We start from the raw sequence: 14121 nt of genomic DNA, 5'->3' as shown, positions 1-14121 counted from the left end.
GGTCGCGTCGGGCAGCGCGCGGCCTGTGTTCGGTGCAACTCGTCCATGCGGTTTCCGGCTTCTCCCCTGCGACGACTGTAAACGCGGCCCAGGGCCGTGCCTAGCCCGCGTCCGCCATGCCCAGGTAACGATCCTTCAGGCGCACGTAGTGCTGGGCGCTGTATTGCAGCTGTTCGATCTCGCGCTCACTCAACTTGCGCGCTAAACGTGCCGGATTGCCCAGCCACAGCTCGCCCTCGCCGACCGTCTTGCCGGGCGCGATCACCGCGCCCGCGCCGACGAAGCCGAAACGCTGCACGGTCGCGCCGTCGAGGATCTTGGCGCCCATGCCGATCAGGGCGAATTCCTCGATCCGGCAGGCGTGCACGATCGCGCCGTGGCCGATGGTGACGTCGTTGGCGATCAGGGTGGGCAGCCCACCCGGGCGCGTGAACGGCCCCTCGTGGGTGACGTGGACGATGGTGCCGTCCTGGATGTTGGTGCGCGCGCCGATGCGGATGAAGTTCACATCGCCGCGCACCACGCAGCCGGGCCAGATCGACACATCGTCGCCCAGGGCGACCTGGCCGATGACGGTGGCGGCGGGATCGACGTAGACGCGCTCGCCGAGTTCGGGGGTGTGCTCAAGATAGGGACGCAGGCTCATGCCCGGATTGTAAGCCGCGCGCGCCGACGCCATGGCCACGGCTGGGCGCAAGCGCGGTCGTTTCAACGCTTGCCGTCGCGCGATGCTGGCTGCGCGTGCGGGCGAACACGCACGCATCGATGGCCATGGCGGCGCAGGCCGACCTGGCCGCGCGCCCGGGCGATCCCGGCACCGTGCCGGCCCCGGCGCCAAGGACGGCCGCGCCGCCCCCCACGCCTGGCCTGTTCCGCCCCACCGGCGACGCCCCCTGGCGCCCCGGCGCGACTACACTGCGGCGTATGGACATCACCGCCGACACCACCCCCAGCGAACTGGCCGCCACCCGCGAGCGTCTGCGCTCGGCCTGGCGCGCGCGCAAGCCCGACTACGCCCAGCGCCGCGCCGATCTGCTGCGCCTGCGCGACGCGTTCCGGGCCCGGGTGGCGGAGATGGACGCAGCGATCCAGGCCGATTTCGGCCACCGCTCCAGCCACGAGAACCTGCTGTCGGAGGCCATGATCACCCTGGCCGAGATCGACCACGCGATCGGCCGCCTGCGCCGCTGGATGCGCCCGCGCCGGGCCGCGGTGGGCTGGCGTTTCTGGCCCGCGCGCGCCGAGATCCGGCCCGAGCCGGTCGGCGTGGTCGGCATCCTGTCGCCGTGGAACTACCCGGTGAACCTGGCCCTGGTGCCGCTGGTGTCGGCGATCGCGGCCGGCAACCACGTCTATCTGAAGCCCTCCGAACACACCCCGCGCACCAGCGCCTACCTGCGCGAGCTGCTGGCCGAGGTGTTCCCGGCCGACCGCGTCGCGGTGGCGATGGGCGGCGCCGAAGTCGGCGCCGCGTTCTCGGCCCTGCCCTTCGACCACCTGTTGTTCACCGGCTCGACCGCGGTCGGGCGCAAGGTCATGGCCGCGGCCGCGCCCAACCTGACCCCGGTCACCCTGGAGCTAGGCGGCAAGGCGCCGGCGGTGATCTGCGACGATTTCCCGATCGAACTGGCGGCCTCGCGCATCGCCAGCGGCAAATGGTTCAACGCCGGCCAGACCTGCATCGGCGTGGACTACGTGCTGGTCGACGCGGCCCGCCGCGACGCCCTGGTCGCCGCGCTGCAGGCCGAACTGCGCAGGCGCTACGGCCAACTGGACGCGCCCCAGGACTACACCCGCATCATCAACGACAGCCAGTACGCGCGCCTGCGCGGCTACCTCGACGACGCGCGCGCACGCGGCCTGCAGGTGATCGAACCCTTCGCGATCGATCCGGACACCGCCGCGCGCGAACGCCTGTTCGCGCCGACCCTGGTGATCGAACCCGGCGCCGACGCCCAGGTCATGCAGCACGAGATCTTCGGCCCGATCCTGCCGGTGCTGTCCTACCGCAACCTGGACGAAGCGATCGCGCGCATCAACGCCCTGGACCGGCCGCTGGCGCTGTACCCGTTCGGCTACGACCGCGCCCAGGTCGAGCGCATTCTCGGCCAGACCCTGGCCGGCGGCGTCACCGTCAACGACACCCTGCTGCACTTCGGCGCCCACGACCTGCCCTTCGGCGGCATCGGCCCCAGCGGCATCGGCGCGATCCACGGCCGCAACGGCTTCGACACCTTCAGCAAGCTGCTGCCGGTGTTCCGCCAGCGCCGCATGGCCGCCAGCGACTGGCTCAAGCCGCCGTACACCGGAAAGATCGACCGCCTGATCCGCTTGCTGTCCAAGTGAGCCGGCGCCGGCGCGCAAGCCCGGCACAGGCCAAAACGCGGCGGCCGTGGTTACACTCGCGGCCATGAAAATCGTCAGCTGGAACGTCAACTCGCTCAACGTGCGCATGCCGCACCTGGAAACCTGGCTGGGCCTGCGCGCGCCGGACGTGGTCGCGCTGCAGGAAACCAAGCTGGAGGACCACCGCTTCCCCGACACCGAGCTGTCGGCGCTGGGCTACCGCAGCGTGTTCGCGGGGCAGAAGACCTACAACGGCGTGGCCATTCTCTCGCGCGAACCGGCGCAAGACGTGCAGATCGGCGTGCCCGGCCTGGACGACGAACAAAAGCGCGTGATCGCGGCCACCGTCGGCGACGTGCGCATCGTCAACCTGTACGTGGTCAACGGCCAGGACGTGGGCACCGACAAGTACGCCTACAAGCTGCGCTGGCTGGATGCGGTGCACGCCTGGCTGGCCGAGGAACTGCGCGCGCACCCGCAGCTGGTGGTGCTGGGCGATTTCAACATCGCCCCCGACGAGCGCGACGTCTACGACCCGGCGGTGTGGAACGAGACGCACATACTCACCTCCACCGCCGAACGCGACGCCCTGCAGCGCCTGTACGCGCTGGGCCTGCACGACAGCTACCGCATGCACCACGATGCCGCCGGCGAATTCAGCTGGTGGGACTACCGCCAGGCGGCGTTCCGCCGCAACCTCGGCCTGCGCATCGACCTGGCCCTGATTTCCGACGCCTTGCGCGCCCGCTGCACCGGCGCCGGCATCGACCGCGAACCCCGCACTTGGGAGCGCCCCAGCGATCACGCGCCGGCTTGGCTGGAGTTGGGCTGAGCGAGGCTGAAGTAAGCCTGGAGCAATGAGAAACGAGCGAGACCGCCTCGGTCCTTCGACGTAGACGCAAGCGGGCTCAAGCCCGCAGTCGAATCTCCGACCGCCACATCGGGTTAAAGCTCCGCGCGCAGCAAGATCAGGCAGACGCCGTTGCAGTTGCCCCGGCATTGGAATCCATTGCAACGCACTCGCCGATCAGCCGTAGACCCGAAGGGCGGCGCGCAGGACGCGCGCCGTTTTTCGATAGGACAAGGATGTCCTATCGAAAAATCCCGGCGCACGCACCGAACTCGCAAGGGAGGGTTGGTCACGCTAGCCCTTCTCTTTGGTTACGTTCTCTTGGGCTAGCAAGAGAAAGTGACCCGCATGCGCAGCAGGCGGAAGCCTTTGACCTTCGGTCAGAAACAACGAAAGCAAAGCAACAGCAAATCCTCCCCAACCCTCCTTTTTCAAAGGAGGGGGCTAAGTGCAAGAGCCTACTGGCGTTCAGCGACGCACGAGCCTGTGGCTAGTAAGCAACACGGCTCCACGTCCGCCCGGCCCACAAAAAAAAGCCCGGCATCGCCGGGCTTTTTTGTCGAGACCTCGCGAACCGCTTAACGCACGCGGCCGCGTCGGAACAAATTGACGATGCCCAACAGCACGATCGCGCCCACCAGCGAAAGCAGCAGCCCGTTGAGGCTGAAATTGCCGTCGTTGATGTCGCCCGCGCCCAGACCCAGCAAGCCGCCCAGCCAACCACCGAGGAAGGCGCCGACGATGCCGACGATCACGTTCAGGAAAATGCCCTGCTGGCCGTCGGTTTTCATGATCATGCTTGCGAGCCAACCGATAACGCCGCCTACGACCAACCAAATAATGATGCCCATCATGATGCTGTCTCCTGTCCGTTCCAATGACGCCCGATACGCATTCGCACCGACGAATACGCAGCCTCTGCCGCCTCGGGACGCAGGCAGTCTGGGCGTGGCTTCGTGACGGAGATGTCAGCGCAGACCCGGTGCGCTTCACGCAACGTAGACACGCCGCGCGCGAATTCACAGCGCTGACTCAGCCGGCGTCGCCCTGCAGCAATCGCAGCAGGCGATCGCGCGGCAGCTTGCCGGTTTCGTTGCGCGGCAAGGCCTCGACGATGCGCAGCGGGCGCGGCAGAAAGACCGGATCGATGCTCGCGCGCAGCGCGTGCAGGATGCCGGCTTCGTCCAGGGTGGGCGCGACCGCGAGCGCCGCGATCCGGCGCACCGCGCCCTCGGCGGCGTCGAGTTGGAACACCACGCCGTCCTCCACGCCCTCGATCGCGAGCAGCTTGCGGGTGAGATCGCCCAGCGAGGCGCGCTTGCCGGCGATCTCCAGCAGATCCGCGCTGCGCCCGCGCAACACGAAGCGGCCGTCGGCGCCGACTTCCATCAGATCGGCCAGCACCACCGGCTCGGGCAGATGCGGGGCGTACACCGCGGTGCCGTCGGGCTGCGGCGACACGCGCACGCCCGGCAGCGGCGTCCAGGCCAGCTCGTGGGCAGTGCGGCGGCGCGCGATCACGCAGGTTTCGGTGGAACCGAACACTTCGCGCACCTCGCAGCCGTAGCGCGTTTCCGCGGCCAGGGCCAGATCCTGCGCCAGCGGCGCGGTGGCCGAAACGATGCCGGCCAGCGGCGGCAGCACGATGCCGGATTCGACCAGCGCGCGCAGATGCACGGGCGTAGTCACCAGCAAGGGCGGCGCCGGTGCGTCGGCCAGGGCCTGGGCGACATCGCTGGGGAAGAACGGCCGCGCCGCATGCACCGCGATCGGCCCCAGCAGCGGCAGCAGCACCGACATCTCCATGCCGTACATATGCTGCGGCGGCACGGTCGCGACCAGCGGGGTAACCCGGTTCGGCGCGAGCAGGTCGGCCAGCGCGGCCAGGTTCTGCGCGGTGCTGGCGCGGAACGCGCGCCAGGTCTTGGGATTGGGTTTGGGCTGGCCGGTGCTGCCGGAAGTGAAACCGATCGCGACCAGCGCGTCGTTCGCTATCGTCGGCGGCGCGCCCTCGGCCTGCGCCAGGGTCTCGGGCAGGCGCCAGTACTGCGGCGGCGGCGGATCCAGGGCGATGTCGCCCAGGCAATAACTGTCGGCGTGCTGGGCGAGCGCGTCGCCGATCACCGCCGGCGCGCGCGAGGACGGCAGCAGCGTGGTCTGCCCGCGCAGCGCGGCCGCGCAGAACGCGACCAGGAAACGGTAACGGTCCTCGCACAGATTGATCGCATAGCGCGCCGCCGGCAGCGCCGCGGCCAGCGCGCGCACCTCGCGTTCGAAACGCGACTGCGCGATCGCATCGTCGTGCGCGTACGCGAGCAGGCGCGCCTGCGCGCCGGCCACTAAGGCGACGCGCTCACCGCCCGGTACCGCATCGTGATCAACAACTGCTGACATCGTTCGCCATTGGTTACTCCGGCCGCGCGCGCATGACCCGGCGCCGACGGCATCGGCCGCCTTCCCCTGAGCGCCGGCCCTACGGCCGCGGCATCGATCGCGGCCAGCGCCGCGTCCCCTGCTTTAGCTTACGCTGGCGCGCCGGCGTTCCGCCAAACGCCTCGTTCATGTCCCTGAGTTCGCCATGACTTCGCCCGATCCGCCTCCCATGCCGCGCTGGACCTGGCAGCCGCACACGCCCGGTCGCGCTGCCGAGGCGCAGGCGCGCCATTGGCTGGCCGCGCAATTGGGCACCAGCGCGGAGGCCCTGCCGCTGGTCCGCGACGGCCGCCAGCGCCCCACATTGCAACCGCCGTACCAGGGCTGGGACTGCAACTGGAGCCACAGCGGCGACAGCCTGCTGATCGCCTTGACCGGGCAGGGCCGGGTCGGAGTCGATCTGGAACGGCTGCGCGCGCGGCCGCGCGCGCTGGCGGTGTCCGAACGCTACTTCACCGCCGCCGAGACCGCCTGGCTGGATGCTCAGGCCGAGCGCGACCGGGCGTTCCTGCGCCTGTGGTGCGCCAAGGAAGCGGTGCTCAAGGCGCACGGGCACGGGCTGTCCTTCGGCCTGCACCGGCTGCGCTTCGAGGAGCGCGCGGGCGCGCTGCGCCTGGTCGACAGCGACCCCGAATTGGGTGCGCCCGAGGAGTGGCGGCTGCAGGAACTGGCGCCCGCCGCGGGTTACGTCGGCGCGCTGGCCTGGCGCCCGCACCCGGGCGCGCCCGCGGATTCGATCGGCGACCCGCGCTGAGCCCATCGCCGCCATCGGCGATACTGTCGCCAATGAACGCACCCGCTCCCCTTCCGCCCGGGCTCCGTCGCGAGCTCGAATCGGGCCTGTCCGCGCTGGCCCTGGATCCGGCCCTGGCCGCGCCGCTGCTGGACTACCTGGCCCTGCTCGCGCGCTGGAACCGCACCTACAACCTCACCGCCGTGCGCGACCCGCAGGAGATGGTGACCAAGCACCTGCTCGACTCGCTGGCCATGCATCGCTACGTCGATGCGATCGCCCAGCGCGGCGGGGCCTTGGCCGATCTGGGCACCGGCGCCGGCCTGCCCGGGATCCCGCTGGCGATCGTCAAGCCGGGTCTGCGCGTGACCCTGGTGGAGAGCGCCGGCAAGAAGGCGCGCTTCATGCGCGAAGCCTTGCGCACCCTGGGCCTGAAGGACGCGCGCGTGGCCGAGTCGCGGATCGAGGCCTTCGACGAGCCCGGCGCCTACGACGCGATCACCGCGCGCGCGTTGGCGACCCTGCCGCTGATCCTGGAACTGGGCGGCCACCTGCTCAAGCCCGAGGGCGTGCTGCTGGCGATGAAGGGCGCCCATCCGGCCGACGAAATCGCCGCGCTGCCCGCGGGCTGGCGCGTGCGCGCCTCGCATCCGCTGGCCGTGCCTGGGCTGGACGCCGAGCGCCATCTGGTCGTGGTCGCCCGCGCCGGGGCCGGTCCCGATCCGGACACGAGCCCGGACGCGGACCCAATTCCCGCATGACGGAGCGCGAACGCGCCCCGTCCGGGCATAATCCCCAGTCCGACCGGCGCCCGGCGCCGAGCGGCCACTTTTCACAGCCCGTATAGCCAGGGGACGAGCCGCATGGCCCGCATCATCGCCGTCGCCAATCAGAAAGGCGGGGTCGGCAAGACCACCACCGCGGTCAACCTGGCCGCCGCGCTCGCGCGCACGCCCAAGCGCGTGCTGCTGGTCGATCTGGACCCGCAGGGCAACGCCACGATGGGCAGCGGCATCGACAAGCGCACGATCGAGGACTCGATCTGCGATGTGATGCTGGGCGAAGCCGACGCCGCTTCGATCCTGCTGCGCGCGCCGGAAGACTTCGACCTGCTGCCGGCCAACATCGAGCTGACCGCGGCCGAAATCCGCCTGATGGGCGAGGACGCGCGCGAGCAGCGTCTGAAGACCGCGCTGGCGCCGCTGCGCGCCAATTACGACTACATCCTGATCGACTGCCCGCCGGCGCTGTCGCTGCTCACGCTCAACGCGCTGACCGCGGCCGATTCGATCATCGTGCCGATGCAGTGCGAGTACTACGCCCTGGAAGGCATCAGCGCCCTGCTCGACACCATCAACGCGCTCAAGGCCAAGCTCAATCCGGAGCTGGAGATCGAAGGCGTGCTGCGCACCATGTTCGACGTGCGCAACAACCTGGCCAACGCGGTCTCGGCCGAGCTGACCAACCACTTCGGCGACCGCGTGTTCCGCACCATCGTGCCGCGCAACGTGCGCCTGGCCGAGGCGCCCAGCCACGGCCAGAGCATCGTCGGCTACGACAAGGCCAGCCGCGGCGGCATCGCCTATCTGGGCCTGGCCGGCGAAGTGCTGCGCCGCCAGCGCGAGCGCGAGCAGGCCGCCAAGACGGCGCAACGCGACCACAAGGAGACCGTGGCATGAGTGCGGCGAAGAAGCGCGGCCTCGGCCGCGGGCTGGAAGCCCTGCTCGGCCCGAAGGCGGCCGCCGAGGCGCCGATCCTGGAAGCCACCGAATCCGACGTGATGCGCAAGCTGCCGGTGGACGCGCTGATCGCCGGCAAGTACCAGCCGCGCAAGACCTGGGACCACGACAAGCTGGCCGAGCTGGCCGAGTCGATCAAGGCCCAGGGCGTGATCCAGCCGATCGTGGTGCGCGACATCGGCGGCAAGCGCTACGAAATCATCGCCGGCGAACGCCGCTGGCGCGCGACCCAACTGGCCGGGCTGACCGAAATTCCGGTGGTGATCCGCGAAGTCGACGACCGCACCGTGGTCGCGATGGCGCTGATCGAGAACATCCAGCGCGAGGACCTCAACCCGCTGGAAGAGGCCAACGCGCTGCAGCGCCTGATCGACGAATTCGACCTCACCCACGCCCAGGCCGCCGAAGCGGTGGGCCGTTCGCGGGTGGCGGTGTCCAACCTGCTGCGCCTGCTGGAACTGCCGGCCGAGATCCGGGTGCTGGTCGAGACCCGCGCCCTGGACATGGGCCACGCGCGCGCCCTGCTGACCCTGGCCCCGCAGGCCGCGATCGCGCTGGCGCGCCAGGCCGCCGAACTGGGCTGGTCCGTGCGCGACGTCGAACACCGCGTGCAGCAGCTGGCCGCCGGCAAGGTCCCGACCACGGGCAAGCCCAAACCGGCCAAGGCCAAGCCGCAGGCCGACATCGCCACGCTCGAGCGCGAGCTGTCGGAATCGCTCAATACCCAGGTCAACGTGCTGCACGGCCGCGGCGGCAAGGGCCGCCTGGTGATCCATTACAGCGACCTGGACTCGCTGGACGGCGTGCTGGAAAAGCTGCGCGGCAAGGTCGAATGACGGATACGCAATGACGGACGCGCCGCGGCGCGGACCAGCCTCAGGGGGAGGCGGGGATGACGGACAAGAAGGCCGAGGTGGTCAGCCTCAGCGGTAGCCCGATCTACCACTACGATCAGGCGCCCGGGTGGGAACCGGTCCAGGGCGAGATCTGCCTGGAGCGGATTTCCGATCACATCGAAGCCCATCTGGGCCCGATCGGCAGCGTCTTCCACGAGCTGGTCTCGGACCTGGTCCACATCGACGTGCATTTCCTGTCGGCCAACGACGCCTACCCCTATACCCGGCTGGTGACCTCCGGCATGAGCGATCTGGCGATGACGGTGCCCGCCGGCTCCGACGCGCCGCGCCATCTGGAACTGATCGCGACCCTGCCGGCGGACTGGCGGCTGGATCAGGAATCGATGCAGGACGAACGCTGGTACTGGCCGGTGCGGCTGCTGAAGATGCTCGCGCGCTTTCCGCACAAGCAGCGCACCTGGCTGGGCTGGGGCCATTCCATCGCCAACGGCGATCCGCCCGAAGCCTACGCCGCCAACACGCGCCTGGATTCGGCGATCCTGCTGCCCTCGGTCACCGTGCCGGACGGCTTCCACCGCCTGCGCATCGACGAGGACAAGGAGATCCACTTCCTCGCCGTGGTGCCGCTGTACCCGGAGGAACGCGAACTCAAGCTGCGCAAGGGCACCGACGGCCTGCTGGACAAGTTCGCCGATCTCGACGACCTCATCGCCCCGAACCGGCGCAACGTCGCCAAAAAGCGCTTCGGTCTGTTCTGACGCGCAGGCGCGATAAGCTCGGGCTTCACGGCCGCCACGTTCCACCGCTTTAATCAACCGTACCCCACCGAAGGAGATGCATATGAAACGGATAGCCCTCGCGGCCCTGCTGCTGGCCCCGTCCCTGGCGTTCGCCCAAGCCGGCGCGAACTGCCCCACCCTCAACAACGCCGACCTGGCCTGGACCCAGCGCCAGGGCGACGACTACACCCTGTGCTACCTGGAGCTGCCTTCGGCGGTCGCCGCCGGCAAGGGCCTGGGCGTGTACCTGGGTACGCGCAGCTTCAAGCCCGAAAAGAACAACCGCGCCGAGAAGGGCACGGTCGGCACCCAGCAGGTGGTCTGGTACAAGAAGGCCAGCGCCACGCGTCCGTTCTCGCGCGAGGCGATCGTCGCGCTGCCGGGCGACAAGCCCAAGAGCAAGGTCCGGGTCTACGTCTGGATCGACGCGGCCAGCCAGGCCGAGCTCAACGAGGCTTTCGGCCTGGCCAAGCAGCTCGCGGTGAAGTGATCGCGCGCGGCGCGGCGGACTCCGGCGCAGGCGCGGAGTCTGCTGCGCTTCAGGCGCGGGCGGCCAAGCTGTCGCCCGCGCTGCGTCCAGGACGCGTGCGGCCGCCGATGCGCGCACGCGATTCCGACACGGGTTCGCGGACGCTGTCGAAACGGTAACCTCCGCCCGCGCATGCTTTCCGCCTCCGAACCCGTCACCATCGCCCCATGACCATCCTCGTCACCGGCGCCGCCGGTTTCATCGGCAGCTACGTCTGCCGCGCCCTGCGCGCCCGCGGCCAGGCCGTGGTCGGGCTGGACAACTACAACGACTACTACGACCCGCAGCTCAAGCGCGACCGCGTCGCCGCGCTGTGCGCGGACGTCGACATCCGCGTCCTCGACCTGGGCGACCGCGATGGCCTGGCCGCCTTGTTCGACGAGGTCGCGCCGACCCAGGTGATCCACCTGGCCGCGCAGGCCGGCGTGCGCTACTCGCTCACCCATCCGCACGCCTACGTCGACAGCAACCTGGCCGGCTTCGTGAACCTGTTGGAGCTGTGCCGCCACCGCGGCGTGCAGCATCTGGTCTACGCCAGCTCATCCTCGGTCTACGGCGATTCGGCGGTGGCGCCGTTCTCGGAAGACCAGCGCGTGGACCGGCCGCGTTCGCTGTACGCGGCCACCAAGGCCGCCAACGAGCTGATGGCGCACACCTACGCCCACCTCTACGGCCTGCACGCCACCGGCCTGCGCTTCTTCACCGTCTACGGCCCCTGGGGCCGCCCCGACATGGCGCCGCTGCTGTTCTCGCGCGCGGTGCTGGCGGGGCGCCCGATCGAGGTCTTCAACCACGGCCGCATGCGCCGCGACTTCACCTGGATCGACGACATCGTCGCCGGCGTGCTCGGCGCGCTCGCGCATCCGGCCCAGGACGATCCGCCGCACCGGGTGTTCAACCTGGGCAACCACACCCCGGTCGAGCTGGAGCATTTCATCGGCGTGATCGAGGCCGCGGCCGGCCAGGCGGCCGAAAAGGTCTACAAGCCGATGCAGCCGGGCGACATGGTCGAGACGATGGCCGATACTGCGCGCGCCAAGGCGGCGTTCGGGTTCGAGCCGACCACCTCGATCGAGACCGGGCTGCCGCAGGTGGTCGCCTGGTGCCGGGATTATTTCGGCGCCAGGGCCTGAACCCTCGCGGCGGCCCCGCCAGGACGCTTGCGCTCCCGCGCAGGCGCCGTACGCTCTTTCCACCCCTCCGCGCGAGGGGTTCGCACCGCCAATCCCGGCTCCGGTGAGCCGCGACGAGTCCGTTAGATGACCGCAAGCCACACGCCGCACCTGTCCGTCGTCGTCCCCGTGTTCAACGAGCAGGACAACGTCGCCCCGCTGATCCACGAGATCACCGCCGCGCTGCGCGGCCGCGCGCCCGAGGACGGCGGCGATTTCGAGATCGTCTACGTCGACGACCGTTCGCGCGACGGCACCCTGGACGCGCTGCGCGCGCTGAAGGCGCAGGTGCCCGAGCTGCGCGTGGTCCATCACGTCACCCAGAGCGGCCAGAGCACCGCCATCCGCAACGGCGTCAAGGCCGCGCGCGGGCGCTGGATCGCCACCCTGGACGGCGACGGCCAGAACGACCCGGCCGACATCCCCAAGCTGCTGGCCAAGCGCGCCGAATCGGCGCCCGACATCAAGCTGTTCGCGGGCTGGCGGGTGAACCGCCAGGACTCGGGCAGCAAGCGCTGGGCCTCGAAGTGGGCCAACGCGATCCGCAGCCGCATGCTGCGCGACGACACCCCCGACACCGGCTGCGGCATCAAGCTGTTCGAGCGCGAGGCCTTCCTCGATCTGCCGCACTTCAACCACATGCACCGCTACCTGCCGGCGCTGATGCAGCGCGCGGGCTGGAAGACGGTGAGCGTGCCGGTCAACCATCGCGCGCGCTCCACCGGTGTGTCCAAGTACAACAATCTCAACCGCGCGTTGGTCGGCATCAGCGACTTGCGCGGCGTCGCCTGGTTGATCAAGCGCGGCAAGGTCACCGCCACTGAAGAGGTCTGAGCCGCATGGACTTCATGAATTCGCCGATCGAATGGCTGGCCTGGACCGGCCTGCACATGTCGCCGTGGAAGCTGATCGGTCTGACCGGCGCCTTGATGTTCGGCGGCCGCTGGCTGGTGCAGTTCGTGGCCAGCAAGCGCCACGGCAAGCCGGTGATTCCGCGCGCGTTCTGGTACATGAGCCTGGTCGGCAGCGCGATGACCCTGAGCTACTTCGTGTTCTCGCAGAAGCAGGACTCGGTGGGCGTGATCCAGAACCTGTTCCCGGCCTTCACCGCCGCCTACAGCCTGTACCTGGACATCAAGCACCGCGGCTGGCACCGCGACCGCGCCGGGCACTGAGTTCGGCGAGCCCCGCCGGCGCGGGGGGCTTACGGCTTACCGCGCCATCGCGCGCCCCTCAGTCGTAGTGTTCGATCTCGTCCGGCATCCGGACCCAGGCGTGCCGGCGGACCTCGTAGACCGAGTGGCGCGGCGGCGGAAACCCCGGATCGGCGAAGGCGCCCACCGCGACCGAGATCGAGTCCGGCATCGACTGCGGCTCCCAGTACACGGTCGAGCCGCAGGCGGGGCAGAAGTGGAAGCGGGCCGTGGTGCCGCTGTCGCCGGTGCGCTCGAAACGCCCGGACTCGCCCTCCAGCCGCCGCACCCGCTCGCGCGGGTAGCGCGCCTGCACCGCGAACACGCTGCCGGTACGGCGCTGGCACTCCAGGCAGTGGCAGACCGAGATCCGCACCGGCTCGCCCTCGCAGGCCACGCGCAGCTGACCGCAGGAACAGGTGGCTAGACGGATCATGGGCGCCTCGGGTCGGTCTGGGAGGGGGCTACGGCGCAAAGATACCGCGACGGCCGGCCCGGACGCCCCTGCCCTGCGCCCAAGTGCTTGTCCCCGCTCGAATTTACCCGCATAATGCGCGGCTCGCTGTGTCCGACCCACCCTTAGGGGCAGGTCCGAGCGGTTCCGGAAGCGCGATTCCGGCCGCCTCGATCGGCTGAGGTTTCCACCCGTATCGCGCGCTGTCCGCGGATTTCCGCGCCGACGGCGGGGCCGCCGCCTCCCTGGCCAAGGGAAGCATCCAATCCTTTCGAGGTGCACATGTCCCGCGTATGCCAAGTTACGGGCAAGCGAACGACGACCGGCAACAACGTCTCGCACGCCATGAACAAAACCCGCCGCCGCTTCCTCCCCAACCTGCACGAGCGCCGCTTCTGGGTCGCCAGTGAGAACCGTTGGGTCAAGCTGCGTGTTTCCGCCAACGCCATGCGCACCATCGACAAGAACGGCATCGACGCCGTTCTGGCCGATCTCCGCGCCCGCGGCGAAAAGATCTGAGGACCTGAATCATGGCTTCCAAGCGCGACAAGATCCGTCTGATCTCTTCGGCCAACACCGGTCACTTCTACACGACCGACAAGAACAAGAAGAACACCCCGAACAAGATGGAGGTCAAGAAGTACGACCCCGTCGTTCGCAAGCACGTGATTTATAAGGAAGGCAAGATCAAGTGACCTTCCGGCCCGTTCGCGCAGCGCGCGAACGGCTTTGCCGGAAGGTCATCCCCGCGCAGGCGGGGATCCAGGCCTCCGAGAAACCCGCCCGCAAGGCGGGTTTCTTTTTGTCCGCGATTTGAGTTCCTCGCAGCATTTAGGCCAGAGAACCCTCTCGCCGAAGTCGCTGGAGGTTCGGCTACGCGACGTAAAGCGGCGCCCGCTTTCGCGGGAATGACGACATAAAGCGGTACCACCGCCCCGCAACGAGCCTTCGACGAGCCGCCTCTTTTTAGCCCCTCTCCCGCTCGCGGGAGAGGGGTTGGGGTGAGGGCCGCGCCCACCTACGACTTTCGTAGCCC

General features: G+C 69.4%; 17 protein-coding genes. 13 read left to right on the top strand and 4 right to left on the bottom strand.

Features of this window, described 5'->3' with window-relative positions:
* Positions 1 to 100: 100 nt before the first annotated feature.
* On the bottom strand, positions 101 to 646 hold the full coding sequence (locus ASD69_RS10940; RefSeq protein ID WP_056179821.1) for a gamma carbonic anhydrase family protein: 546 nt from the start codon (positions 644 to 646) through the stop codon (positions 101 to 103).
* Positions 647 to 924: 278 nt separating this feature from the next.
* Here ASD69_RS10940 and ASD69_RS10935 point away from each other — a divergent pair, with 278 nt between their 5' ends.
* Entirely contained in the window at positions 925 to 2346 is a 1422-nt protein-coding gene (locus tag ASD69_RS10935; RefSeq protein ID WP_056179818.1) for a coniferyl aldehyde dehydrogenase, read from the top strand.
* A 64-nt stretch (positions 2347 to 2410) separates the two neighbouring features.
* Complete coding sequence (gene xth / locus ASD69_RS10930; protein ID WP_056177733.1) at positions 2411 to 3178, top strand: exodeoxyribonuclease III; 768 nt, start codon at positions 2411 to 2413, stop codon at positions 3176 to 3178.
* 596 nt (positions 3179 to 3774) lie between these two features.
* Here xth and ASD69_RS10925 read toward each other — a convergent pair.
* On the bottom strand, positions 3775 to 4047 hold the full coding sequence (locus ASD69_RS10925) for a GlsB/YeaQ/YmgE family stress response membrane protein (protein WP_056179815.1): 273 nt from the start codon (positions 4045 to 4047) through the stop codon (positions 3775 to 3777).
* 181 nt (positions 4048 to 4228) lie between these two features.
* Positions 4229 to 5590, bottom strand: coding sequence for an AMP-binding protein (locus tag ASD69_RS10920; protein WP_056177731.1), 1362 nt, complete (start codon positions 5588 to 5590; stop codon positions 4229 to 4231).
* A 184-nt stretch (positions 5591 to 5774) separates the two neighbouring features.
* Between ASD69_RS10920 and ASD69_RS10915 the strand changes: the two genes are divergently transcribed.
* The 9 genes from ASD69_RS10915 (at position 5775) to ASD69_RS10875 (ending at position 12613) form a co-directional block, all read left to right on the top strand.
* Positions 5775 to 6383: a 4'-phosphopantetheinyl transferase superfamily protein gene (locus tag ASD69_RS10915; RefSeq protein ID WP_056177729.1), complete on the top strand. Its 609-nt coding sequence runs from the start codon at positions 5775 to 5777 to the stop codon at positions 6381 to 6383.
* A 32-nt stretch (positions 6384 to 6415) separates the two neighbouring features.
* Complete coding sequence (gene rsmG / locus ASD69_RS10910) at positions 6416 to 7123, top strand: 16S rRNA (guanine(527)-N(7))-methyltransferase RsmG (RefSeq protein WP_056177727.1); 708 nt, start codon at positions 6416 to 6418, stop codon at positions 7121 to 7123.
* A gap of 102 nt (positions 7124 to 7225) precedes the next feature.
* Positions 7226 to 8041, top strand: coding sequence for an AAA family ATPase (locus tag ASD69_RS10905; protein ID WP_056177725.1), 816 nt, complete (start codon positions 7226 to 7228; stop codon positions 8039 to 8041).
* Positions 8038 to 8937, top strand: a complete 900-nt coding sequence (locus ASD69_RS10900) for a ParB/RepB/Spo0J family partition protein (RefSeq protein ID WP_056177723.1) — start codon at positions 8038 to 8040, stop codon at positions 8935 to 8937. Before ASD69_RS10905 ends, ASD69_RS10900 begins: the two co-directional genes overlap by 4 nt.
* 56 nt (positions 8938 to 8993) lie before the next feature.
* Complete coding sequence (locus ASD69_RS10895) at positions 8994 to 9716, top strand: suppressor of fused domain protein (RefSeq protein WP_056177722.1); 723 nt, start codon at positions 8994 to 8996, stop codon at positions 9714 to 9716.
* 82 nt (positions 9717 to 9798) lie between these two features.
* Positions 9799 to 10227 carry a hypothetical protein gene (locus ASD69_RS10890; protein WP_056177719.1) on the top strand — a complete coding sequence of 143 codons (429 nt, stop codon included), beginning with the start codon at positions 9799 to 9801 and terminating at the stop codon, positions 10225 to 10227.
* A gap of 206 nt (positions 10228 to 10433) precedes the next feature.
* Complete coding sequence (locus tag ASD69_RS10885) at positions 10434 to 11399, top strand: NAD-dependent epimerase/dehydratase family protein (RefSeq protein WP_056177717.1); 966 nt, start codon at positions 10434 to 10436, stop codon at positions 11397 to 11399.
* 126 nt (positions 11400 to 11525) lie between these two features.
* Complete coding sequence (locus ASD69_RS10880) at positions 11526 to 12272, top strand: glycosyltransferase family 2 protein (RefSeq protein ID WP_056177715.1); 747 nt, start codon at positions 11526 to 11528, stop codon at positions 12270 to 12272.
* A 5-nt stretch (positions 12273 to 12277) separates the two neighbouring features.
* Complete coding sequence (locus ASD69_RS10875; protein ID WP_056177713.1) at positions 12278 to 12613, top strand: lipid-A-disaccharide synthase N-terminal domain-containing protein; 336 nt, start codon at positions 12278 to 12280, stop codon at positions 12611 to 12613.
* A gap of 58 nt (positions 12614 to 12671) precedes the next feature.
* Here the strand turns inward: ASD69_RS10875 and ASD69_RS10870 are convergent, their stop codons facing one another.
* Positions 12672 to 13067: a GFA family protein gene (locus ASD69_RS10870; RefSeq protein WP_056177712.1), complete on the bottom strand. Its 396-nt coding sequence runs from the start codon at positions 13065 to 13067 to the stop codon at positions 12672 to 12674.
* A 300-nt stretch (positions 13068 to 13367) separates the two neighbouring features.
* Between ASD69_RS10870 and rpmB the strand changes: the two genes are divergently transcribed.
* A complete protein-coding gene (rpmB, locus tag ASD69_RS10865; RefSeq protein ID WP_056177711.1) occupies positions 13368 to 13604 on the top strand; it encodes a 50S ribosomal protein L28 in 237 nt (78 codons plus the stop codon).
* Between the two features lie 11 nt (positions 13605 to 13615).
* A complete protein-coding gene (gene rpmG / locus ASD69_RS10860) occupies positions 13616 to 13780 on the top strand; it encodes a 50S ribosomal protein L33 (protein ID WP_036168663.1) in 165 nt (54 codons plus the stop codon).
* Positions 13781 to 14121 lie beyond the last annotated feature (341 nt).

This window comes from Lysobacter sp. Root604, assembly GCF_001427505.1.
Taxonomy (GTDB): domain Bacteria; phylum Pseudomonadota; class Gammaproteobacteria; order Xanthomonadales; family Xanthomonadaceae; genus Lysobacter.
This window is presented reverse-complemented; position numbering and strand designations above follow the sequence as displayed.